The organism is Kribbella shirazensis, from assembly GCF_011761605.1.
GTDB classification, from domain to species: domain Bacteria; phylum Actinomycetota; class Actinomycetes; order Propionibacteriales; family Kribbellaceae; genus Kribbella; species Kribbella shirazensis.
In genome coordinates this window covers 3,705,593-3,726,144 of sequence record NZ_JAASRO010000001.1, presented here as the reverse complement: position 1 = coordinate 3,726,144, position 20,552 = coordinate 3,705,593, and the positions used below count along the sequence as shown (strand labels likewise).

At 69.3% G+C, this 20,552-nt stretch carries 25 protein-coding genes; 6 read left to right on the top strand and 19 right to left on the bottom strand.

Annotated elements, in window-relative coordinates; translation table 11 throughout:
* Positions 1-26: 26 nt before the first annotated feature.
* The 3 genes from BJY22_RS18215 to BJY22_RS18205 are packed head-to-tail and all read right to left on the bottom strand — an operon-like array spanning position 27 to position 3,291.
* Positions 27-1,004, bottom strand: coding sequence for a uroporphyrinogen decarboxylase/cobalamine-independent methonine synthase family protein (locus tag BJY22_RS18215; RefSeq protein WP_167208338.1), 978 nt, complete (start codon positions 1,002-1,004; stop codon positions 27-29).
* Positions 1,001-2,089: a tRNA 2-thiouridine(34) synthase MnmA gene (gene mnmA, locus BJY22_RS18210; RefSeq protein WP_167208336.1), complete on the bottom strand. Its 1,089-nt coding sequence runs from the start codon at positions 2,087-2,089 to the stop codon at positions 1,001-1,003. Before mnmA ends, BJY22_RS18215 begins: the two co-directional genes overlap by 4 nt.
* The gene (locus tag BJY22_RS18205) at positions 2,089-3,291 is read right to left on the bottom strand and encodes a cysteine desulfurase family protein (protein WP_167208334.1); all 1,203 of its coding nucleotides are present in this window, start codon (positions 3,289-3,291) and stop codon (positions 2,089-2,091) included. Before BJY22_RS18205 ends, mnmA begins: the two co-directional genes overlap by 1 nt.
* A gap of 147 nt (positions 3,292-3,438) precedes the next feature.
* On the opposite strand from BJY22_RS18205, the gene BJY22_RS18200 reads away from it, so the two are divergent.
* The gene (locus BJY22_RS18200) at positions 3,439-5,019 is read left to right on the top strand and encodes a hypothetical protein (protein WP_167208332.1); all 1,581 of its coding nucleotides are present in this window, start codon (positions 3,439-3,441) and stop codon (positions 5,017-5,019) included.
* Positions 5,020-5,101: 82 nt separating this feature from the next.
* On the opposite strand, the gene BJY22_RS18195 is transcribed toward BJY22_RS18200, so the two are convergent.
* The 3 genes from BJY22_RS18195 to BJY22_RS18185 form a co-directional block, all read right to left on the bottom strand.
* The gene (locus BJY22_RS18195; protein ID WP_167208330.1) at positions 5,102-5,923 is read right to left on the bottom strand and encodes an NAD-dependent epimerase/dehydratase family protein; all 822 of its coding nucleotides are present in this window, start codon (positions 5,921-5,923) and stop codon (positions 5,102-5,104) included.
* Between the two features lie 101 nt (positions 5,924-6,024).
* Entirely contained in the window at positions 6,025-6,990 is a 966-nt protein-coding gene (locus BJY22_RS18190; RefSeq protein ID WP_167208328.1) for an electron transfer flavoprotein subunit alpha/FixB family protein, read from the bottom strand.
* Between the two features lie 14 nt (positions 6,991-7,004).
* Positions 7,005-7,796 carry an electron transfer flavoprotein subunit beta/FixA family protein gene (locus BJY22_RS18185; protein WP_167208326.1) on the bottom strand — a complete coding sequence of 264 codons (792 nt, stop codon included), beginning with the start codon at positions 7,794-7,796 and terminating at the stop codon, positions 7,005-7,007.
* 393 nt (positions 7,797-8,189) lie between these two features.
* Between BJY22_RS18185 and BJY22_RS18180 the strand changes: the two genes are divergently transcribed.
* From BJY22_RS18180 to BJY22_RS18175, 3 genes are read left to right on the top strand one after another with little or no spacing between them, the layout of a single operon-like run.
* Positions 8,190-8,552: a hypothetical protein gene (locus BJY22_RS18180; RefSeq protein ID WP_167208324.1), complete on the top strand. Its 363-nt coding sequence runs from the start codon at positions 8,190-8,192 to the stop codon at positions 8,550-8,552.
* Positions 8,549-8,671, top strand: a complete 123-nt coding sequence (locus BJY22_RS42465) for a hypothetical protein (RefSeq protein WP_272954825.1) — start codon at positions 8,549-8,551, stop codon at positions 8,669-8,671. The genes BJY22_RS18180 and BJY22_RS42465 overlap by 4 nt, the downstream gene beginning before the upstream one ends.
* Complete coding sequence (locus tag BJY22_RS18175; RefSeq protein WP_167208322.1) at positions 8,668-8,859, top strand: hypothetical protein; 192 nt, start codon at positions 8,668-8,670, stop codon at positions 8,857-8,859. Before BJY22_RS42465 ends, BJY22_RS18175 begins: the two co-directional genes overlap by 4 nt.
* Here BJY22_RS18175 and BJY22_RS41075 read toward each other — a convergent pair.
* Both BJY22_RS41075 and BJY22_RS41070 read right to left on the bottom strand, forming a co-directional pair.
* Positions 8,856-9,167, bottom strand: a complete 312-nt coding sequence (locus BJY22_RS41075; protein ID WP_202891164.1) for a UTRA domain-containing protein — start codon at positions 9,165-9,167, stop codon at positions 8,856-8,858. The two genes, BJY22_RS18175 and BJY22_RS41075, sit on opposite strands and share 4 nt — an antisense overlap.
* Positions 9,131-9,616 (bottom strand): GntR family transcriptional regulator, encoded by a 486-nt coding sequence (locus tag BJY22_RS41070; RefSeq protein WP_337758765.1) that lies wholly within the window; start codon positions 9,614-9,616, stop codon positions 9,131-9,133. Before BJY22_RS41070 ends, BJY22_RS41075 begins: the two co-directional genes overlap by 37 nt.
* A gap of 157 nt (positions 9,617-9,773) precedes the next feature.
* Between BJY22_RS41070 and BJY22_RS18165 the strand changes: the two genes are divergently transcribed.
* Positions 9,774-9,971: a hypothetical protein gene (locus BJY22_RS18165; RefSeq protein ID WP_167208320.1), complete on the top strand. Its 198-nt coding sequence runs from the start codon at positions 9,774-9,776 to the stop codon at positions 9,969-9,971.
* A 127-nt stretch (positions 9,972-10,098) separates the two neighbouring features.
* On the opposite strand, the gene BJY22_RS18160 is transcribed toward BJY22_RS18165, so the two are convergent.
* From BJY22_RS18160 to BJY22_RS18125, 8 genes are all read right to left on the bottom strand, one after another.
* A complete protein-coding gene (locus BJY22_RS18160) occupies positions 10,099-10,599 on the bottom strand; it encodes a hypothetical protein (RefSeq protein ID WP_167208318.1) in 501 nt (166 codons plus the stop codon).
* A gap of 237 nt (positions 10,600-10,836) precedes the next feature.
* On the bottom strand, positions 10,837-11,046 hold the full coding sequence (locus tag BJY22_RS18155; RefSeq protein WP_167208316.1) for a hypothetical protein: 210 nt from the start codon (positions 11,044-11,046) through the stop codon (positions 10,837-10,839).
* Entirely contained in the window at positions 11,046-12,428 is a 1,383-nt protein-coding gene (locus BJY22_RS18150) for a phage major capsid protein (protein ID WP_167208314.1), read from the bottom strand. Before BJY22_RS18150 ends, BJY22_RS18155 begins: the two co-directional genes overlap by 1 nt.
* A gap of 154 nt (positions 12,429-12,582) precedes the next feature.
* Positions 12,583-12,774, bottom strand: a complete 192-nt coding sequence (locus tag BJY22_RS18145) for a hypothetical protein (RefSeq protein ID WP_167208312.1) — start codon at positions 12,772-12,774, stop codon at positions 12,583-12,585.
* A gap of 247 nt (positions 12,775-13,021) precedes the next feature.
* Positions 13,022-13,390, bottom strand: a complete 369-nt coding sequence (locus BJY22_RS18140; RefSeq protein ID WP_167208310.1) for a P27 family phage terminase small subunit — start codon at positions 13,388-13,390, stop codon at positions 13,022-13,024.
* A gap of 280 nt (positions 13,391-13,670) precedes the next feature.
* On the bottom strand, positions 13,671-14,942 hold the full coding sequence (locus tag BJY22_RS18135) for an AAA family ATPase (protein WP_167208308.1): 1,272 nt from the start codon (positions 14,940-14,942) through the stop codon (positions 13,671-13,673).
* On the bottom strand, positions 14,943-15,341 hold the full coding sequence (locus tag BJY22_RS18130; RefSeq protein WP_167208307.1) for a hypothetical protein: 399 nt from the start codon (positions 15,339-15,341) through the stop codon (positions 14,943-14,945).
* 463 nt (positions 15,342-15,804) lie between these two features.
* A complete protein-coding gene (locus BJY22_RS18125; protein WP_167208305.1) occupies positions 15,805-16,707 on the bottom strand; it encodes a tyrosine-type recombinase/integrase in 903 nt (300 codons plus the stop codon).
* 42 nt (positions 16,708-16,749) lie between these two features.
* Here BJY22_RS18125 and BJY22_RS18120 point away from each other — a divergent pair, with 42 nt between their 5' ends.
* Positions 16,750-17,499: a class I SAM-dependent methyltransferase gene (locus BJY22_RS18120; RefSeq protein ID WP_167208303.1), complete on the top strand. Its 750-nt coding sequence runs from the start codon at positions 16,750-16,752 to the stop codon at positions 17,497-17,499.
* On the opposite strand, the gene BJY22_RS18115 is transcribed toward BJY22_RS18120, so the two are convergent.
* Genes BJY22_RS18115 through BJY22_RS18105 form a run of 3 tightly spaced genes read right to left on the bottom strand, consistent with a single transcriptional unit; the run spans position 17,486 to position 20,549 of the window.
* Positions 17,486-18,658, bottom strand: a complete 1,173-nt coding sequence (locus BJY22_RS18115; protein ID WP_167208301.1) for a hypothetical protein — start codon at positions 18,656-18,658, stop codon at positions 17,486-17,488. The two genes, BJY22_RS18120 and BJY22_RS18115, sit on opposite strands and share 14 nt — an antisense overlap.
* A gap of 1 nt (position 18,659) precedes the next feature.
* Complete coding sequence (locus tag BJY22_RS18110; RefSeq protein WP_167208298.1) at positions 18,660-19,595, bottom strand: acyltransferase; 936 nt, start codon at positions 19,593-19,595, stop codon at positions 18,660-18,662.
* Between the two features lie 9 nt (positions 19,596-19,604).
* Positions 19,605-20,549, bottom strand: a complete 945-nt coding sequence (locus BJY22_RS18105) for a class I SAM-dependent methyltransferase (RefSeq protein ID WP_167208297.1) — start codon at positions 20,547-20,549, stop codon at positions 19,605-19,607.
* Positions 20,550-20,552 lie beyond the last annotated feature (3 nt).

Genomic DNA, 20,552 nt, shown 5'->3' with positions numbered 1-20,552 from the left:
TTACAGTGGCCCACCGACAGTTCCGGTCAGGCGTCGGCGGCCTCGGCCACCACGTCGGCGACGTCGCGGAGCAGCTTCAGCCGCGCTCTGGCGTCCGCGGTCGACCCGGCGGCCGCCAGGCCGCAGGCGGGCGTGATCACGGCCATCTTGAGCAGTTCGGGATCGAGCCCGAGGTCGCGCCACCTGCGGACGAGCGGTTCCGCGGCCTGTTCGGCCCGGGGCAACGCACCGGTGGTCGGCACGACGCCGGCGTAGACCGCCGTGCCGCCTTCGGCCGCGGCCGCGATCTGGTCCCAGGCGGCGGTGTTCAGCAGCGACACGTCAACGGCTACCCCGCTGGCGCCGGACTTGGTGAAGACCTCGATCGGTGGCCGGGCCGCGCAGCAGTGCACGATCGTGGGCGCAGTACCGGTGAACAGGCTCAGCAGCTCAACAGCACCAGGACCGTCGACGGACCGGTGCTTGCTCCAGCCGGACGCGGTCGGCACAGCTCCGGCCAGTACTGCGGGCAGCCCGGGCTCATCGACCTGCAGCAGCACCTCCGCGCCCGGGACACGCTTCCGTACTTCGGCCACGTGCTGCTGCACGCCGTACGCCAACGCCTGTGCCAGGTCCCGTCGCGCACCGTGGTCCGCCAGCACCTTGTCACCACGCGGCCGCTCCACGGACGCCGCCAGCGTCCACGGCCCGGTGACCTGCACCTTCAGCTGCCCCTGGTACCCGTCGGCGTACTCCTCCAGCACGTCCAGGTCTTCGTGCAGCAACGCCCTCGCCCGCCGCTGGTCCAGACTGGCCCGCGCGTCACCACCGCCGGTCAGCCGCCACCCGACCGGCTGCAGGTCAGCGGCCAGCTCCGTCAGTACGGCGACGGTCCGGCTGAGCATGTCGCCGTACGGACGCGCCGGCAGCTCCGGCAGGAACGGGATGTCGACCAGCTCGAGTACGGCGCGCATCCACTCGCGGATGTCGTCGCCGGGGACGGATCCGAGCCCGGTCGTCGTCATACGGCAGCGGTCACGCGCTGGACGGTGTCGATGGTGGCGGAGCCGATGACCCGCGTTCCGTCGTACAGCACGACGGCCTGGCCTGGGGCGACCGCGGATGTCGGTTCGTCGAAGGAGACCTGCACTCGATCGCCGAGAACTGTTGCAGTGACGGGGACCTCTTCGCCGTGCGCACGGAGCTGGGCTCTCGCGTGCACCTGGCCCGTCGGCTCGGCGCCGCACCAGCGGGGCTTGGAGGCGGTCAGCTGCGACACGGCCAGCTCCTCACGGGATCCGACGGTCACGGTGCGGTCGACTGGCGAGATGTCCAGGACGAAGCGCGGCTTGCCGTCCGCGGCCGGAGTACCGATCCGCAGGCCCTTGCGCTGGCCGATGGTGAAGCCGTGCGTGCCCTGGTGCTCGCCGAGCTTGTTGCCCTGCGCGTCGACGATGTCGCCGGGCGCGTCGCCGAGCTGCGCGCTGAGGAATCCCGGAGTGTTGCCGTCGGCAATGAAGCAGATGTCGTGGCTGTCCGGCTTGGCCGCCACCGCCAGCCCGCGGCGCTCGGCCTCCTCGCGGACGTCGGTCTTGACCGTGTCGCCGAGCGGGAAGAACGCGTGCGCGAGCTGCTCCTGCGTCAGCACGCCCAGCACGTACGACTGGTCCTTGGCCGGGTCGACCGCGCGGTGCAGCTCACGTCCGTCCGGCGTGTCGACGATCCGCGCGTAGTGCCCGGTCGCGACCGCGTCGAAGCCGAGTGCGAGCGCCCGCTCCAGGACCGCACTGAACTTGACCTTCTCGTTGCAGCGCAGGCAGGGGTTCGGCGTGCGGCCGGCGGCGTACTCGTTGACGAAGTCCTCGACCACGTCGGCGTGGAAGCGCTCTGCCAGGTCCCAGACGTAGAACGGGATGCCGATCACGTCCGCGGCCCGGCGGGCGTCGCGGGAGTCCTCGATCGTGCAGCAGCCGCGCGCGCCGCTGCGGTACGACTGCGGGTTGCGGCTGAGCGCCAGGTGCACTCCGGTGACGTCGTGCCCGGCCTCGGCCATCCGCGCGGCCGCGACCGCGGAGTCGACCCCGCCGGACATGGCGGCGAGTACCCGCATCAGGTGTTCCTTCCCACGTTCTGCAGGCCGGCGGACTTCGCCCGCTCCACGACCGGCCCGATGGTCTCCAGTACGGCGTCGATGTCGGCGCGCGTACTCGTGTGCCCGAGGGTGAACCGGAGCGAGCCGCGGGCCCGCTGGTCGTCGTACCCCATGGCCAGCAGGACGTGGCTGGGCTCGGCGACCCCGGCGTTGCACGCGGATCCGGTGGAGACCTCGATCCCGCGCGCGTCGAGCAGCAGCAACAGCGAGTCGCCCTCGCAGTCGCTGAAGGACAAGTGTGCGTTACCGGGCAAGCGGCCGACCGGGTCGCCGGACAGCTTCGCGCCCTCGATCGTGCCGGTGATGCCCTCGACGAGCGCGTTCCGCAGCTCGCTCAGCCGCGCCGCCTCGTCCGCCTGGTGCTTGATCGCGTGCTCCGCCGCCACCGCGAACCCGGCGGTCGCGGGCGCGTCCAGGGTGCCGGACCGGACGTCGCGCTCCTGTCCCCCGCCGTGCAGGATCGGCGTCAGCTGCGTCTCCTTGTGGACGACGAGCGCCCCGATCCCGTACGGACCGCCGAGCTTGTGCGCGGACACCGTCATCGCGTCCACCCCCAGCTCGGCGAAGTCCACCGGCACCTGCCCGATCGCCTGCACCGCGTCGGTGTGCACGGGTACGCCGTACTCCTGCGCGATCGCCGCGACCTCCCGCACCGGCTGGAGTGTGCCGACCTCGTTGTTCGCCATCATCAGCGTGACGAACGACACCGACGCCGGGTCGCGCTCGACGGCCCGCCGTACGTCGTCCGGCTGCACCCGGCCGAGCTCGTCGACGGGCAGCCACTCGATCTCGGCGTGCTCGTGCTGACCGAGCCAGACCGCCGGGTCGAGGACCGCGTGGTGCTCGATGCCGCTCAGCAGGATCCGCCGGCGGCGCGGGTCCGCGGCCAGGCGGGACCACCACAGGCCCTTGAGCGCGAGGTTGTCCGCCTCGGTCCCGCCGGAGGTGAACACGACCTCACTGGGCTGCGCCCCGAGCGCCGCCGCGATCGACTCGCGGGACTCCTCGACCGTCCGCCGCGCGCACCGGCCGGAGCCGTGCAGTGACGACGCGTTACCGGTCTGCGTGAGGTGATGAGTCATCGCCTCGATCGCGACCGGGAGCATGGGGGTCGTCGCCGCGTGGTCCAGGTACACCGTGCGGCGGTCGGATGCAGTCATATCGGTTTCAAGAGTAGTTCCGGCACCGATGTTCCCGCGCGCCGGGATTCACCCGTGGACGCGGCGGGCGGTGCCGGGGGTGTCGGGGCGGTGACCCGCCGACAGGCCATCCTTCCGGAGAGCGACATCGGGTGACGGAGGCGGAGCATGACGGACTGGTGGGCCGAGCGGCGGCAGAACGAGCAGCTGGAGAATCTGCAGAGCGAGATGTCGTACGCGCGGCAGGAGGCGTCGAGCCTCAGATCGCAGCTGTCGAGGATCCAGGGCAGCCTGCAGAGCCGGGTCGACAATCTGTCCAGGGCCTTCGACGCGTTCGTCGAGCTGTCCGACCTGCGCCATGAGACGGCCGGCTTCGTCCACGCCGCCGACCTCCGCCGGTACGCCACCCGCGTCCTCACCGCGATGGCGTCCTCCACCGAACTCCCCACGGCCGGCGCGCCCGTTCCGCAGTACTGGCTCGACCCTGCGGTCGCAGCGCTGATCTCGCTGCACGCCTCCACGCCGGACGAGGAGGCGGTGAGTACGGCGATGAAGCTCGACCAGCGCCGTACGTCGATCTTCCTGGCGCTGGCGCTGGCGGCACTCGGGCAGCGGCACCAGGTGCGGACCGAATGGCTGGATGTCGCGTTCGGCGTACCGGCCGCGGACGGGGAGCTCACCCGGGCACAGCGGGTGCTGTGGACGACAGCCGCGCGTGGCGGCTTCGGACCGGAGGGTCTGGAGCTGGTCGTGGAGCGGCTGCAGTCGGTCGCGTCCAGCGACGCCTGGCTGACGCGCCTCGAGACACGCGGCAGCGCGGCGCCTCGCCCGAGCGGCACACGACTGAAGGCGACCCAGGTGCAGGACGAGGCGTGGACCCGGCTGAGCCGCGTACGGGACGCTGTCGAGTCGATCGCGGGCAACACCGCGGCGCGCGAACCCGACCCGGCCCTCAGCTATCCGGAGGAGCGGAAGTCCGACCGTACGCCGGACGACGCCAAGTCATCACGCCGCGACGCCGACGCCGAGCCGGACCAGAACAGCGCGGCGGCCATCCTGCGCCTGCTCATCTCCGAAGGCAGTGAACCGGAACGCGAGACGCTGGCGCGCATCGCCGTACTGCGTGCTCAAGTCACCGGTACGCCCGAGTCGGAGGCCCGGACGCTCGACGATCCTGCCGGGACGGTCGACGCGCTGCTGACCGAGGACCTGGGGCTGTCCGCCGAGCCGCACCTGTCGGCGACCGCGCTGCGTGTCGTCGGTCCGTTGGTGCTGCCTGCGGTCGAGGAGCTCGCTCAGGTCGCCGAGCAGCCGGGGCCCGCACAGGTTTCGATCGAGAACGGCAAGCACACCGTCACGATCCGGCCGGACGGTCCCGACCAGCTCGAGCTGAGCAAGGCGACGACGTCGCTGACCGCGGCCGCGGGCGTGGCGACCACCGGCCAGCGCGCAATGCCGCTCGGGCTGCTGATCGGTGGCGCGGTGGTCGCGATCGGGCTCGGGATGTTGCTGCACTGGTTCTGGATCGTGGTCGGGCTGGTGGTGATGGGCTTCGGCCTGAACAGCTACGTGAGCCTCCGCCGGGCGCTGACCGCCGACCGGAACCGGGCCGCGGGAGAGGTCACCAACCTCAACGACCGCTGCACCACCACGGCCACAGCCCTCAAGACCTACCTCGACAACACCGACTCCCGCCTGACCGCCATCACCACCGACCTGACCACCATCCGCCAGCACCTGGCCGCCTGACCGAGTCTGCGCGCTTGGCTGCTGCCATACACCACTGCCCGTCGTACCCGTCCAGCACCCGCCAGGTCGTCGGCATAGCCGGTCACTCGTGTCTCCAGGTGCTTTGGTGGGTCCAGCCGATGACCTCGGCTGCTCGTCGGCTGTCGAACAAGGAGACGGTGCCTTGGAGGGCGGGGCGGAACTCGGGGCGGATCTCGGTGTCGGGTGAGTGGCGGGCGAGAAGGTCCGCTGTCGGCTCGTGGCGGCCGGTGTCCTCGGCGGCGATCACCAGCGTGGCGTAGCGGTCCCGGGTACGCGGTGCGAGGGCCAGGATGCAGGCGCGGGCGGCTTCGGCGAGGTCGACGTACCCCCACAGGTTCCGCCGGTTCTGCTCCGGCGGCGCCTCCGCGACGAAGCGGCGTACTTCGTCGGGGGTGAGGATCCAGTGGAAACGCAGGGCGGTCACCTGTACGCCGCGGCGCGCGTACAGCTGGCCCATGCGTTCGAGGACGTCCTTGGTGAGCGCGTACGGGTCGACGTACCGCAGCTCGGTGTCCTCGTCGATCGGGACGGACGGCGTGCCGATCTCCTCGGGTGACCAGGCGGTGCCGTAGATCGAGCCACTGGAGGCGAGCACAGCGGTCCGGATACCGAGCTTCCAGGCTTCCTCGAGGGCGTTGAACGTCGTGATCGCGTTCGTCTCGAACAGGCGCACCGGCTCGATGTCCTCCGGGCTCGCGATCCCGGCGCAGTGCACGATCGCCTCCACGCCCAGCAACGAGCGAGCCACCGCTCCCCGGTCCATCAGGTCAACCGGCGCAGGACCCGTCCGGTCCGCGTCGACCACGTCATGCCCAGCGGCAATCAGCTGCCGGCAGACCTCCGCCCCCAACTTCCCCCGCGCCCCACTGACCCAGACCCGCACCCACCGCATGTTAGACAGCCCGGCTCGGGAGGGGAACCGAGCCGGGCTGCCGAACTACCGCCGTGGCTGCGCCGTGCGGCCGTCAGACGTTGGCGGAGGGGTCAGGACTTGCGCTTGGTGACTTCTTCGGTGGCGGTGGGGAGGACCTTGTGGAGGTCGCCGACGACACCGAAGTCGACGAGCTCGAAGATCGGGGCTTCGGGGTCCTTGTTGACGGCGACGATGGTCTTCGAGGTCTGCATGCCGGCGCGGTGCTGGATCGCGCCGGAGATGCCCGCCGCGACGTACAGCTGCGGCGACACCGTCTTGCCGGTCTGGCCGACCTGGTAGGCGTGCGGGTACCAACCCGAGTCGACAGCGGCACGCGACGCGCCGACGGCCGCGCCGAGCGAGTCGGCGAACGCCTCCACCGGACCGAAGTCGCCACCGGTACCGCGGCCACCGGACACGATGATCGCGGCCTCGGTCAGCTCCGGACGGCCGGTCGCCTCCCGCGGCTTGGAGTCGGTGATCCTCGCGGTCTTGGCGGCGTCGGAGATCGTCACGTCGAACTCCTCCACCTCCGGCGACGTCTCGGCGGCCTCGGGCGTGGCGGCGTTCGGCTTCACCGTGATGATCGGCGTGCCGTGGGTCACCTTGGCCTGGACCGTGTAGTTGCCCGCGAACACCGACTGCGTCGTCACCGGGCCACCGTCGGCAGCGGTGACGTCGACGGCATCGGTGATCAGGCCCGCCTCGAGCTTGACCGCCAGCCGCGCCGCGATCTCCTTGCCCTCGGCGTTCGACGAGATCAGGATCGCCGACGGCTCGACCTTCGCCGCGACCTGCTGCAGCGCCTCCGCCTTCGGGGCGACCAGGTACTGCGTGAGCTCCGGGTTCGACTGTGTGGACAGGGCGATCACCTTGGTCGCGCCGTACTGCCCCAGGGCCGGCAGCGCCTCCTGCACACCCTCACCGATGAACACCGCGACCGGCTCGCCCAGCCGGCGCGCGATCGTGAGGAGCTCGGCGGTCGTCTTGCGGACCGTACCCGCGGTGTGGTCAACGAGAACCAGAACGTTCGACATTACTCAGCCGCTCCTCAGAGGAACTTGTTCGTGGACAGGAACTCGACGAGCTGGGCAGCGCCGCTGCCGTCCTCATCGGTGACGATCGTGCCGGCAGTGCGCGGCGGACGGGCGGTCACCTCGACCACCTCGGTCCACGCCGACGAGCCGCCCACCTGCTCCGGCGTCAGCTCCAGATCGGCCAGCGACCAGGTCTCCACCGGCTTCTTCTTCGCCGCCATGATGCCCTTGAACGACGGGTAGCGCGGCTCGTTCGCCTGGTCGGACACCGACAGCACCAGCGGCAGCGTGCCCTCGATCGTCTCGCTCGCGGTGTCGCCGTCGCGGCGGATCCGCACGGTCTGACCCTCCACGGTCACCTCCGAGCCCAGCGTCACCGCCGGCAGCCCGAGCCGCTCCGACACCATCGCCGGGATCACTCCCATGCTGCCGTCGGTCGAACCCATCCCGAACACGACCAGGTCGGCCTCGAGCTTGGCCAGCGCCTTCGACAGGATCAGCGAGGTCGCGACCGCGTCGGATCCGTGGATCGCGTCGTCGACCACGTGGACACCGGCGTCGGCGCCCATCTGCAGGCCCTTCTTCACCGCATCCGCGGCCTGCTCCGGACCGACCGTGAGCACGGTCACCCCAGTGCCATCCGGGTCACCGGACTCCTTCACGGTGAGCGCGGTCTCGACGGCGTACTCGTCCAACTCGGACAGCAGCCCGTCGACACCGGCACGATCCACCGTGTTGTCCTCCGAGCGGAAGCGGCGGTCCGCGGTGGCATCCGGCACGAACTTCGCGCAGACGACGATCTTCATAGCGTGTGGGACCCCTTCTGGTTAACGGTCTCTCCAAGCCTGCCACGGATGTTACTCGCGAGAAACATAAGGCGGGTGCGAGTCCGATCACAGTCCGGCGCAGCCCAGGCTAGCGGCTCGGCTCGTCCTCGGTCCGCCGACTGTGCCGCATCACACCGACCCGCCGTTAGGGTGAGCCGGGTGACCGAGACGTTACCGCTGACCGGCGAGAGGACCGCGCCCGGGATCTGGCACGAGAACTACTGGGTCTCGACCGCCAATCCTATGTGCTATCGCGCCTGTCTCGCCTGACTCACGGGACCTATCTCCCTCAGGTTATCCGCTCAAATTGAGCGGTCCCGGACGCGGCGATAGCAGCGCCGGCCGGGACCTCGACCGGAAGCAGGTCCGACCGTGCACACATCATCTCTCACCGACGAACCCGTCTCGCCCGACCCCGAGGAAGTCATCACGGCGGAGGTATCTCGCCGCTTCCCACCCGCTCTGCTCAACGATCTCTGGAGTCAGCCGCACCGGCTCTCCACTGACGCTCTGGTCGAGCGGATCAGCTACCTGGAGGGTCACTCCTTCCGGCAGATCCGTGCCGGCTTGCAGTCGATCGTGGACGAGGTCGAGCTGCACCGGGTCGGTTATGACGACGGGTTCGAAGACGGCCACCAGGCCGGTTACGACCGGGCGGTCCGCGACATGATCCACAACCCCGACGCGATCAGTGCGCTGCTCCTCGCGCTGCGAGACAAGGAGCAGGGGCAATGACGGGCGAGCAGAAGCTCCGGGGCATCGACGAGGGGCTGGAGCGGATCAAGGCGATCCTGCGGGAGCTGATCGCGGAGCTCGACGCCGAGATCGCAGCGCAGAAGGCGGACGACCAGTGAGCGCCGAGCAGGAGTTGCGGGACGCGCTCCAACGGGATCTGTACCGGCACGCCGACCAAGACGTGCATATGTTCGCGGGCTTCATGATCTCGTGGGTGACGCGCAACGTGCCGCTGACGCAGGTGGAAGAGCTCGCCGACCAACTGGACGCGGCACACCCTGGGCCTGCAGGCGCACCGGGCAGCTAGTCCGCAGGAATCTCGTACAGCAGTTCGTAGCGGTCGCCCGTCAGGGTCATCTCGTTGACCTCGACCGGGCGGCCGTTGCTGTCGTAGGCGACACGCTGCAAGACCAGCACCGGTACGCCGGCGCCGAGCTGCAGCGCGGTCGTCTCCTCCCGGCTCGGCATCCTGGTCTTCACCAGCTCCGTGTACCGGCTCGGCTTGTAGCCGGCGTCCTCGAGGCGCGAGTAGATGCCGCCGGGGCCGGTGTCCATCTCCTCTGCTTGCGTACCGCGGGTCAGTTCGCGCGGCAGTCGTGACGTAGCGAGCTGCACCGGCTGACCGTCTCCAGCATCACCCGCTGGCGCACCAGGAGCTCACTGCCTACGGGTACGTCGAGGACGGCAGCATGCTCCGGCGACGCGTCCTCGAATCGGATCGTCACCTGAACGGTGGGCGTGAATCCGGTGCTCGCGGCGTCGCCCAGGAAGTACGCCTGGTTGGCGTCGCGGGCCGCCTTGCTGAGCCTGGAGCGGCTGAGACGTACGAGGGGAGCGGTAGCGCGGACGAACACGCCACGGCCGTGCTCAGCGACGACGAGACCTTCGGACCTGAGTAGCCCGATGGCTTCTCGGATGGTGATTCGGGAGACGCCGTAGTCGTCGATCAGGGTCCGCTCGGACGGGAGCTTGCTGCCGGCTGGATAGGTGCCGTCGCTGATCTTGCCCCGTAGGTCTGCCGCCACCTGGCGGTACGCCGGAACACCGCTTACGCGGTCGATCACTGGACACCCTCTCGCGGTCTCGTCATGTCGTCCTGATCGGGACAGTTTGCCACTCGTGGCACAGGAACCAAGCCCTCGCATTGACGGCTCGCCGTGGGAATTGGCACACTCCTAACTGGTCATGACGACATGACGAGTAGCGATCGAGGGGTCACTCATGGGTGTCGAGCGGGACGCGAAAGGCTGGCCGATCCTCCACGCCGCACAGGACTTCGCGTGTGACGGGATCAACCCGCGCACCGACGCGCGGTGCATCCTCGGCCGCCACAAGGGCTTCCACCGCGACGACGACGGCGATGAATGGCTCGACGACGGCGACCTAGCGCGCCCGGACTGGCTCGAGCAGCGCCCCTGAAGCCGGTCAGGGTGGCGGTCGACTAGACCCCCGTCCCGCCACCCTGACCGTTCCACCACACAGCAGAGCCCCTGACCAAAGGTGTAGATCGGTCAGGGGCTCTTGCGGTCCGCTGGGGAAGAGTCGCCTATGCGTGCGAGAGAAGGCGATCCGCGAGGGCGGTTGCGAGCTCCTCGTGCCTGCGCTGGGTCTCCTGTCGGTGCCTCGTTGGCCACGGGACAGGAGGTTTCCGCCCGTCACGGAGCCGAACATCCCATCGAGCAAGCCAGTTGGTCGGACCGAAGGACCGCACACCGATGACGGAACATCCGACCACCTCGCGCAGTGGAATCAGTTCCGCGGTGATGCTGGCGCCGTCCTCCCGGATCTCGTCCCATTCGCTGCCCAGATACCACTCGCTTCCTGGCCGGCTGGCCGTGACGATGACCAGCGCGTCCTCGGTCAGCATCATGCAGTCCCACTGCGCCAGCGTCTCCTCTGGCGAGTTGTCTTCCTTCGGCTGTGTTGTCACCTCGTAGGTCGCGACAGCGTGCGTGATGGTCCGCTGCCCGAGCGCAGACGCCGCGGCGTGGATCACCTTCATCGGCGGTTCGCTGTGTCCGGCTGCGAGATGGTCCTTGAGGCGCATCAAGTCGTCCTGATCCGCTTCCACCAGAGTTCCCCCCTCTGTTGATGTTGCATGCCCTATCGCGGCGGGTCACTGCCGCGTTACACAACAGCGCCCGCCGGGGGGCGACTCGGCGGGCGCTGTTGTGCTGCTGGAAGGGCAACCGGGCGCTGGTCGGGTCTCCGCGCACGCACACAGTTGTGGGCGCTCGCCGGCCATCCGTTCCCTGCTCCGCTGCGATCCTTTGGAGGACTGGAGCTAGGGCGTGGTTGACGCCCGGTTGCCACGCTTCGTACGCGCCGGAGTCCGGCGCCGCGGCTGCTGCACGCCGCCTGTCGTGGTCTCCAGATGCGCCTCGAGCGCAGCGGTGACGACGTCCGCGAGTGTGACCCCGTCAGCCTCGGCCCTGGCGTACGCCGCCGCGACGAGGTCAGCCCGGACAGGTGCGTGCAGCAACCGCATCTCCATCAGGCGTCCAGCACCCGGAACGCGTTGTCGACGACGGAGTCCGAACCGGTGCGGAACCACAGCATGGCGCCGCGCTGCCCGGTCGGCCGGCCGTTAGTGCCGACGACGTTCTGGATCAGCTCGATACCGGTTCCGATCCGGTCGGCGATGACGAAGTTCCGGAAGTCGCCGTACAGCAGGATCTTGTTCGACTGCGCCGCGTTGATGACGCCGTCCATGTTCGACAGCTCGTGCAGCGGCCGGTTCAGCAGCCTGCCGTCGCTGATCTCCGGGAACAACCGCGCGCCCGCGGTGGTCTCCATCTGCGACATCAGGTTGATGATCGGAAGCGCCGCACACCAGCGCGCGTTCGCCTGGAATCGCGCTGGCAGCGCCTCCTGCAGCTTGTACACGTCGCCCTTGACGAAGGTGTCCGCGGTCCCGGTGGCCACGATCGACCCGACCGGCAGTGCAGTGATGATGCCTGTCGGCTGACCCGTGCCGGTGCCGGTCGTGTACGCCGTCGCCATCAGCTGATCGGCTGCGTCGTTCAGGAGCACCGCGAGCTCGGTGGCGAAGTTGCCGGCGGAGTCCATGCCGACCTCGTACGAGTACGGCACCCACGCGTCACCGAAGTAGACCGGGATCGGTGCGGGATCGGTCGGCGGCGTGAGCTCGGTAGCCTCCGCGCCCTCTGTCTTCCATTCGGCGTTGACTCCGGCGGAGGTGATGCCCTGCCAGGTGTTCGAGATCGTCTGGACGACGCGGGAGATCTGCCGCAGCGGGTTCGTCGACCCGTCACTCGTGAGCATGATCGCCGGGTCCAGGTTCAGCGGCAGCAGCTCGGAGTTCCCCGAGAGCGTCATGGCCTTGAGTTCGCCCTGCACGGCCTTCGCGGTTCGGTAGGCCTCCTGCTCACGCGCGGTCCACAGCAGATGGCCGCGGCTGGGGTCGGCGAGCAGCTTGCCGAACGCCTTGCTGTACTCCGGGTCGCCGGTCGCGGTCACCCACCGGGCCGCGAGCGTGCGGTCGCCGGCGTCGGGAAGGTCGAGCAGCCCGTGAGCCTTCTCGGCGGCGTGGTCCGGCAGCTTGCGCGACTTCACCACATGATCGAGCAGGCGCTTCGCCTGCTCGACCGGCGAATGGCCGTACAGCGTTCCGCCATCGGTGGCACCCGGCTCGGAACCGGACTCGGTGCCGGCCCTGCCGCCGTCAAGTGCGTCGTGGATCTTGAGCTCCTGGTCGCACATCTCGATCGCGGCCTTGCGGCGGCGGATACCGGTGTCGATGTTGCTCGCGCGCTCACTCGTCGGATCGACGTTGTCGAGCTGCCCGATCAGCGACTTGAGTTGGCTTTCCTGCTCGGCCTTGTACTGCTCGACCTGGGCACGTGTCCCGGCCATGGTTCACCTCTTCGGATCAGTGGGGGCGACGGCGCGGCGCTCGATGTGGCAGCCGGCGAGTTGTCGCGGGGGTGCCCGTGGGGTGAACCAGAAGTCAGCCCAGGGGTGTTGCGGTAGACGTCGAGGTGAACCAATCAGCTCGACGTGAACCATGCTACGCGTTGTCGCCGGAATCCCGGATGTAGCCGAGCCTGCGCGCCTCGGCGGGGTCCATCTCGCCGGCCATGAACCGGCGCGCGGGAGGCGACAGTCTCGGCGCCTCGTCGAGCGCCTCATGCGCAGCGAAGCTCAGCTCAGGGTGCGCGAGCTCGAACTCGTCGAATCGTGCGCGGTCGATCTCATCCATGGTGGGTCTCCTTCTCGTTGATCTGCGCCCAAGATCCGGGCGTGCAGGGCTTGCCGTTCCGCCCGCGGCGTGTGCCAGAGGTGGCGGACATCGCGCCGTCCGCAGCGCTTGCCGTACACCACTTCGCGGTTGGGGCACATGCCGACCATCTGCAGCGCCTCGGGGTCGTCGCCGACGTAGTGCGCCCAACCGCTCTCGGTTGGCCCCTGCTCGACCGGACGGACCGCCTCGGCTCTGCGGCGCGCCATCACGCACCCTGTCCGCGACGGTTCCAGCGGCTCTCAGCGGCCCGCTGTGCCTGCGCAGAGCGCGCGGACGGCACCGGTACGCCCTCGGGGTCCGGTAGGCCGAGCTGAGCCAGCAGGCGGCCCAGCAGGGCCCGCGAGGCGGTGACCTGCGAAACCGCCGGGTGTGCCCGCGGCTGGCCCTCACTGCCGGCCACCGTCATCCCGTCGCGCGAGATCGCGTCCCGCAACTCGTCCAGCAGATCCAGCGTCCGGCAGATCTCCGTCAGCAACTCCAGCTCGTCGCGGTTCACCTCCCACGTCGCGAGCACGTCACGCCAGAACGCTCGGCCACGTGCGCCCAGTCCGGGCGGCATCTTCGGCTTAGTCATCGTTGGTACCTCCATTCGGAAAACGAGCTCACGCAGTGCTCAGGGGGCGAGAAGGGTGGCACGGGGGTCATCTCTCGGGGCCGTCGTTGCGTCACGACCGGACCCCCTCCGGTCGCGGGACCTGTTGCGTGACATGGATCGTCTGGGGAGAGACGCTGGCTGGCGCGGGGGTCAGGCCGCGCCTGTCCGATCGACGTCGCACCTCCCGCCCCTGGGTTGTGTGAGCGCTTGACCTCGCAGCCGTTGCCTGTGGCACCACAACCGGCGCAGTCGGTGGAGGTCACGACGCCTCGCCGTGTTGCCAGCAGCGCATGTGCTCGCTGATGCGCTGTAACCGAGTGCAGTCCGGGCAGTCGGTTGCCTCCACCAAGGGAGCGCCCAAGGGAGCCAAGGGAGCGGGCTCTATCTGTGCGCTCCCTTGCTCGCTTGGTGCTCCCTTGGGGTCGAGCTGCCAGTACCACGGACCCTTCACATCGGGGTGTGTGGCCGTGATTCCCAGTCGCTTCTTGGCTCGCTTGGTCTGGTCCTTGGAGTACCCGGCAGAGTCGGCGGCGCGATAGATCTCGTTGGCCGTGAGCGCCCCGTCCTCGAGCAGCTCGGACAGCCACACGTCGAGCGCATCCCGCTCGTCGCGCTCGTCGTCATCTGTGTGAGTGCGGAGCAGGGATGAGGCGGTGTGTTCGACTGTGCCCGCCTCCCACTCCACGCGGGCGCACCCTGTCGGCGCATCGTCGACCAACCGGTAGGCGAGGCTGGGCGGCTCGGCCGCAAGGTTGCTCTTGCTGCAGGCGAGGATGCGCCGGCCCTCGTCGTCGGGATCGCGGGCAACGAGGTAGGCGGCCCGTGCAGCGCCGACGATGCCGATGGATCCGCCGCCGCGGTACAGAGCGTTGCTACCGCCGGCCTTGTTCAGGTGCCGGATGAGGACGATCGTGCAACCAGTGCTGTCGGCCATCGCTGCGAGCTGGTGAAGTACGCCGCGGACGTCCTGGTCGCGGTGTGAGTCGACCTTGCCGTTCAAGTACGCCATCAGGACATCGACGACCAGCAGCGTCACGCCGCGGTCAGCGACGATGCGCGCGAGGTGGGGGATGTCGCGCGGGAGGGTGGGCGGAACCATCGTCGAGTTGCCGTCGTCGTCCCTGCTCGGTACCTCCGTCAGCGCGTGGACCCGTCGACGGTCCGCGCCGGCCGCGACCAGCCGGGGAGCGATCGTGTCGGCCAGACCGTCCTCGGCTGAAAGCAGCAGCACATCACCGGCATCACAGTGCGCGCCGTCCGGCCATGGCTTGCCGGTGGAGACGTGCGCTGCGAGGTCGAGGCTGAGCGTCGACTTGCCGGTTGATGGGTCGCCGTCGAGTACGACCAGCTTGCCGAGCGGGAACCGTCCAGGCCACAGCCACGCGACCCGCTCGGGGGTCACGTCGGCGAGCGTGATGATCCGCGGGGACTGCGGGGTCGGTGTGGATTCGGGCGGACAGGAACAGACCATGCCTGCGGTCTCGAAGTACGTGAGGCCGGCCATGTCGCAGCCGAGGCGGTGGACGACCATCTACGCCACCTCCCGAACCACGGCGGTGATGTCCTCGCTGAAGGGGTCGCCTGCCGCGAGCAGACTTGCATGCCGCAGGCAGCGCGCGACGTCGTTCCGGATCCGCTGATCGCGTTCGGCGATCTGCTCAGGGGTGAGTCGGCCGGCAAGATCACCGGGACGACTGAGACCCGCTGCGAGCTGTTCGGCCCGGCGATGCCAGTAGGTCGCGAGACTGTCGCGGAACGCGTCCCGGATCAGCTGCTCCGCGATGTTGTCGACGTCGACCAGGAATCCACTGCGCGGACCCGTGGGTACCCACCACTGTCGGTGCGGTGCCGTATCGTTGCGCTTGCGCTTCTCGCCGTCGCGCCTGGGAGCCGCCCCCGCGATGGGGCGGCTTTCTCGTGTCGGAGGCATCTACGCGGCCTCCGGTCCGTCGCCCGCATCTGAACCGCCTGCACTCCGCGCTAGGCGGCGGGCGTTCTTCGCCGCTAGCGACATGCGCAGCATGTGGGCTTGAACTAGGAGTCCGACGCGACGTTCGAGCTCCTCAGACGGCAATGTGCCGTCAGGGTCTATCTCTCGCGCGAACTTGGCGCGGAGTCCGGCTCGGGCCGGTGCGGTTGCCGACGCGCGGTCTGCGGTGCGGCCCCAGCGTTCGGAGGCGGCGATTCGAGCCACAAGGGCTCGGTGTTCTGGGTCTTTGGCAGGCAACGGAAAGCCCCTTGGGTACAGGGGCTCCGGCCGGCGCGCCTTCCCTCGGAGCAGCGGATACGAGCTTGAGGTAGGACACGACGCGCGCTGCGTCTCAAGCCGATCTGCGTACAGCATAAGGGATGATCCCTTGTCCTACGCAGATCGGCCGATCACGGCGTGGCGCTCACAGCCGGTCGCCGAGGCGCATCCGCTTGAACGCAGCGCGGGCACGTTCGTCGGCGGCCGAGCTGCCGTACCGCTCGAGCATCGAGTCGGACTTCCAGCCCATCAACCGCTTGAGGTCCCGTTCCTGGCCGCCCTGCACCAGCCAGCTGTGCGCGAAGCCGTGCCGGAACTGGTGCGCATGGATGTGCTCGATCCCCGCCTGCCGCACCCGCTTCTTGAGCGCGTACTCGACGCCGTCCGCGGTGAGGCCGCCGCGGATGCCGAGCCACAGCGCATCCGTCGTGTCGGCCAGGCGGTGATCACGGCGGGCCCGCAGGAAGCGATCCAGCGCGCGGCCGGTCTTCGCGCCGAACGGCACCGCGCGCTCGACGTCGCCCTTTCCGTGGACCCGTACGACATCGTGGTGCTTGAGGTCGACGTCGGCGAGCTCAAGACCGGCGCACTCGCTGATCCGGATGCCGCAGTCGAACAGCACCCGCAAGATCGCCTGGTCGCGGCGGTCATCGTAGCTCTTGCCCTCGCACGTGCGGAGCAGCTTGGTCACGTCGCCGTCGGTGACGAGCGGTACCGGCTTCGGCTTCACCGTCGCGGGCTCGATGCCTGCCATCGGGTCCTTTTCGAGCTCATCTTCAGCGACGAGCCAGCGGACGAACCGGTGCAGGCCCTTGTAGCGGATCTGCAGCGTCGCGGGTTCCCGGCCGGCGTCGGCGAGGTCGCCGAGCCAGGTCGCGATCGCGTGCTTGGTCAGCCCGTCAACGGTCGGCTCCCGGTCGTGCTCGACGAGCCAGTCCCGGAACTGATTCACGGCCAGCATGTACTGCTTGATCGTGCGCGGCGACCTGTCGGCGGCGCGTAGATCGCGGATCCAAGACGCGGCGACGTCGTCCAAGAGTTCTGCCATGGAGCCTAGGTTATCCGGCGAACGTCCTTTATGCTATCGCCAATGGATGATCCCGAGGCCGAGTTTCCGCAGGTCATGACGCTAACTGGCGAGAGAACGGCACCTGGAATTTGGCACGAGAACTACTGGTTCGCGCGCCACGACGCCGCCTACCGCTGGATCACGGCCCAGCTGCCGATCGAGCGGACCAGCCGGATCCTCGACGCCGGCTGCGGCGAGGGGTACGGCGCGGAGCTGCTCCGGCTGGCCGGGGCGAGCTCCGTGACCGGTCTCGACTATGAAGATACGACGTTGCGGCACGTCCGCCGGGTTTATCCACAGGTCAATGTCGTGCGCGGCAACCTGGTCCAGACACCCTTTGCGGACAGGGCTTTCGCGACCGTCACCTCGTTGCAGACGATCGAGCACCTGTGGGAGCAACCGCGGTTCGTCGCCGAATGCGCGCGCATCCTCGCGCCGGGCGGCACCCTCGTCCTCAGTACGCCGAACCGCCTGACCTTCCCGAGCGGGAACTGGTACCACACCCGCGAGCTGACGGCCGCCGAGTTCGCCGAGCTGCTCGCTCCGCATTTCGTGATCACCCAGGCGCTCGGACTCCACCACGGCGCACGCCTGACCGCCTGGGAGAAGCAGTACGGCTCCTGTGTGGACGCGCAGCTCTCCGCCGAGCACGACCAGTGGGACGACAACCTGGCCGGGCTCGTGCGGAGTACGACGTACGCCGACTTCGAGATCCGCCCGGGCAGCCTGGACGAATCCCTCGATCTGATCCTGGTCGCTACGGCCGGATGATGCGCTCGAGGATCTTGCCGGCGATCAGGTAGACCAGCGCCGCGATCCCCCAGTTGACCAGCAGGGTGTTCTTCGCGGTCTCCAGCCGGAACAGGTCCTTGAACGGGCCGACCAGGTCGTGGCCGCGCTCGAGGATCCAGCGCACGATCTCGTTGCTCTGGTTCGTCTGGTCGAGCGCCGTGAACAGCGCGCCGAGCGCGAGGACAGCGGCCGCGAGCACCGCGACCAGCCAGACCAGCGACGCGATCAGATTGCGCAGCTTGCGGACCCCGGAACCGACCGAGGACAGCGCCTGCTTGCCCTTGCCCGAACCCGCCGACCCCGAGGAACCGCCCTTCGCGGTCGGCGGCTTGTTGCCCGAGGCACCTGTCGGTCGCCCCGGCTTCGCGCCCGCCTTACCCGCTGCGGCGCTCGTGGTCGCACTGACCGCCGGTTCCTTCCCGGCAGCGTCCTGACCGGTGCCCTTGCCGGCACCACCGGTCCGGCCGGCCGCGGCATCCTCCGAGCCCGCCGCGGCCGATCCGGTACCCGACGCCGCGCCGGATTCAGCACCGGATTCAGCACCGGATTCAGCACTGGCCGCCGACGCCGCCTTCTCCCGGGCCCGCTGCTCCGCCACGATCTCCGCGGCCGTCTTCGGGCGCCCGGTCTTGGTCGCGGTCGCCGTACCCGCACCGCTCGCGGCCGCGTCGGCGCCGGGCTCGGCACCGTAGTCGGCGCCCGTGCTCACGGCCGGCGTCGCACCGGCCTCGGCGGCCTCGGCCGTCGCCTTCTCGTCCTGCGTACCCACGTCGTCCATCTCCTCAGCCGGGGTCCGTTGCTCGTCCGTGGCCACTGCGGCGGCCGGCGGTCTCCTACGCCGGCTGACCGGGACCGGGCGCGGCGACAACCTGCGACGGGCGCCCGCAACCGGTGCCGCCGCCGTACTGCCGTCCGCTGCCTGTGCTTCCGGATTCACGTTTCCGTTCACGCCCATGTGTGGTTCGTTCGTTTCAAGCACTGGTTCCAACGTAGCGCCGCCGGGTGCCGAGGCAGGCACGATCGGGACCGGGTCGACCGCACGCGCCCGCGCCTGCGTGATCGATCCGTCCGCCGCGGCCTGGTCGAGCAACGACCGGGCAGCCTGATCGGGCCCCGTCGCTGCAGCCCGGTCAGCCACGCTACTTCTCCTCTCCGATGCTCATCCGATCGCCGAAGCGGTCGCTGGTCCGGTCGTGGGCGTCCGACCGGACGTGGGGGCCATAGTGCCCGACTGGTGAGTAACTTGAGAACCCCTCGGGAGTCTCTTTTTCACCACCTGCTTCTACCCCATCACCACCCGCATCCCCCGGCGCCACGCTCCGGGAGGCCTCAGCCGGGTCTTCCAGAGGCGGAACAGGTGCGACAGGCGAGTCGGTCGCAGGAGCCTCGGCAGGTGGTTCGCCGGAGCGGAGACGGGCGGCGGTCCGCGCGTTGGCCTCGGCCAGTCCGGCCAGGTACTCGCGCCGCTCGGCGTCCTCGGCGTACCGCGTGGCACGATCCGCGAGCACCTTGGCCGGGACGCCGGCCGCGATCGCGTACGGCGGGATGTTGCCGCGGGCAACGCTGTTGGCGCCGATCACCGCCCCGCGGCCGATGTCGGCGCCCCGGGTGACCGTCACCTTGGTGGCCAGCCAGCAGTCGGGACCGATCCGGACGGGCGACTTCACCAGGCCCTGGTCCTTGATCGGCAGTCCCAGGTCCTCGGTCTTGTGGTCGAAGTCGCAGATGTACGTCCAGTCCGCGATCAACGTGGACGCGCCGATCTCCACGTCCAGGTAGCAGTTCACCGTGACGTCGCGGGCGAACACCACCTTGTCGCCGATCCGCAGCGTCCCCTCGTGCGCGCGCAGCCGGGTCTCGTCACCGAGGTGCACCCACTTGCCGAGGATGATCCGTCCGTGCCCGGGCCGCGCCACGATCTCCAGGTGCTTGCCGAGGAACACGAACCCCTCGGTGATCACCTGCGGGTGGCGCAGCTTGAACCAGGCGAACCGCCAGTAGCGCTTCAGGTAGTACGGCGTCCACGCCCGATGGCGCACCACCCAGCGCAGATTCGCCACGGACAGCAACCGCATCAGCACACCCTACTGCGCGACCCCGGTAATGGAGACGTTGTAGTACAGCTCGTCCGGTACGACGGCCGACAGCGCCTTGTCCACCTTGGACAGCTGCAGCCACGACTTGTACGCGAACATCCGCCAGCCGAACCCGAGCTTCTGCTCCGGTACGGCGGCCTCGAACGTCCGGATCGGCCACCCGACCCACGCCGCCAGCAGCTCCTCCGTCACCGTCTTCACGTCCGCGGCGCCAGCACGGGTCGCTGTCCGCGCCAGCGTGTCCGGGTCGAACGTGTGCAGGTCCACGACCGCCTCGAGCGCGGCCGCCCGGGACGATTCGTCGAGCTCTTCCTGCGGCCGCCGCCAGTGCGCCAGCGCGGGCAGCTTGGTCACGTTGGTGGTCGCCCACCAGGTGAACCGCGACAGTCGCCGGGCCACGAAATCGCCGTACCGCGTGGGCTCGCCGCAGATCACGAACCGCCCGCCCGGCTTGAGCACGCGCAGCATCTCGCGGAACGCCAGCTCCACATCCGGGATGTGGTGGATGACCGCGTGCCCGATGACGAGGTCGAACGTGTCGTCGTCGTACGGGAGCTTCTCCGCGTCCGCGACCCGGCCCTCGACCGCGAACCCGAGCGTCTTCGCGTTCTTCTTCGCGGCCTCGACCATGCCCGGCGAGAGGTCGGTGACGTGCGCCTCGTCGAGGACGCCGGCCAGCTTGAGGTTCAAGGTGAAGAAGCCGGTGCCGGCGCCGATCTCGAGCGTCTTCCCGTACGGCCAGCCGCTGGTCCCGGCGATCGCGGTGAAGCGGTCCCGGGCGTAGTCGACGCAGCGCTCGTCGTACGAGATCGACCACTTCTCGTCGTACGTCGAGGCTTCCCAGTCGTGGTACAGCACCTGGGCGAGCTTGTTGTCGTTCCAGGCCGCCTCGACCTCTTCAGCGGAGGCAGCGGGCTTCGAGGTTGCAGACATCGC

Excerpts from the sequence above, each read along its gene's own strand:
- BJY22_RS18215 (WP_167208338.1), bottom strand. The coding sequence starts at position 1,004 with ATGACGACGACCGGGCTCGGATCCGTCCCCGGCGACGACATCCGCGAG.
- mnmA (WP_167208336.1), bottom strand. The coding sequence starts at position 2,089 with ATGCGGGTACTCGCCGCCATGTCCGGCGGGGTCGACTCCGCGGTCGCG.
- BJY22_RS18205 (WP_167208334.1), bottom strand. The coding sequence starts at position 3,291 with ATGACTGCATCCGACCGCCGCACGGTGTACCTGGACCACGCGGCGACG.
- BJY22_RS18200 (WP_167208332.1), top strand. The coding sequence starts at position 3,439 with ATGACGGACTGGTGGGCCGAGCGGCGGCAGAACGAGCAGCTGGAGAAT.
- BJY22_RS18190 (WP_167208328.1), bottom strand. The coding sequence starts at position 6,990 with ATGTCGAACGTTCTGGTTCTCGTTGACCACACCGCGGGTACGGTCCGC.
- BJY22_RS18185 (WP_167208326.1), bottom strand. The coding sequence starts at position 7,796 with ATGAAGATCGTCGTCTGCGCGAAGTTCGTGCCGGATGCCACCGCGGAC.
- BJY22_RS42465 (WP_272954825.1), top strand. The coding sequence starts at position 8,549 with ATGACGGGCGAGCAGAAGCTCCGGGGCATCGACGAGGGGCTGGAGCGG.
- BJY22_RS18165 (WP_167208320.1), top strand. The coding sequence starts at position 9,774 with ATGGGTGTCGAGCGGGACGCGAAAGGCTGGCCGATCCTCCACGCCGCA.
- BJY22_RS18160 (WP_167208318.1), bottom strand. The coding sequence starts at position 10,599 with ATGCGCCTCAAGGACCATCTCGCAGCCGGACACAGCGAACCGCCGATG.
- BJY22_RS18155 (WP_167208316.1), bottom strand. The coding sequence starts at position 11,046 with ATGGAGATGCGGTTGCTGCACGCACCTGTCCGGGCTGACCTCGTCGCG.
- BJY22_RS18150 (WP_167208314.1), bottom strand. The coding sequence starts at position 12,428 with ATGGCCGGGACACGTGCCCAGGTCGAGCAGTACAAGGCCGAGCAGGAA.
- BJY22_RS18145 (WP_167208312.1), bottom strand. The coding sequence starts at position 12,774 with ATGGATGAGATCGACCGCGCACGATTCGACGAGTTCGAGCTCGCGCAC.
- BJY22_RS18140 (WP_167208310.1), bottom strand. The coding sequence starts at position 13,390 with ATGACTAAGCCGAAGATGCCGCCCGGACTGGGCGCACGTGGCCGAGCG.
- BJY22_RS18135 (WP_167208308.1), bottom strand. The coding sequence starts at position 14,942 with ATGGTCGTCCACCGCCTCGGCTGCGACATGGCCGGCCTCACGTACTTC.
- BJY22_RS18130 (WP_167208307.1), bottom strand. The coding sequence starts at position 15,341 with ATGCCTCCGACACGAGAAAGCCGCCCCATCGCGGGGGCGGCTCCCAGG.
- BJY22_RS18125 (WP_167208305.1), bottom strand. The coding sequence starts at position 16,707 with ATGGCAGAACTCTTGGACGACGTCGCCGCGTCTTGGATCCGCGATCTA.
- BJY22_RS18120 (WP_167208303.1), top strand. The coding sequence starts at position 16,750 with ATGGATGATCCCGAGGCCGAGTTTCCGCAGGTCATGACGCTAACTGGC.
- BJY22_RS18110 (WP_167208298.1), bottom strand. The coding sequence starts at position 19,595 with ATGCGGTTGCTGTCCGTGGCGAATCTGCGCTGGGTGGTGCGCCATCGG.
- BJY22_RS18105 (WP_167208297.1), bottom strand. The coding sequence starts at position 20,549 with ATGTCTGCAACCTCGAAGCCCGCTGCCTCCGCTGAAGAGGTCGAGGCG.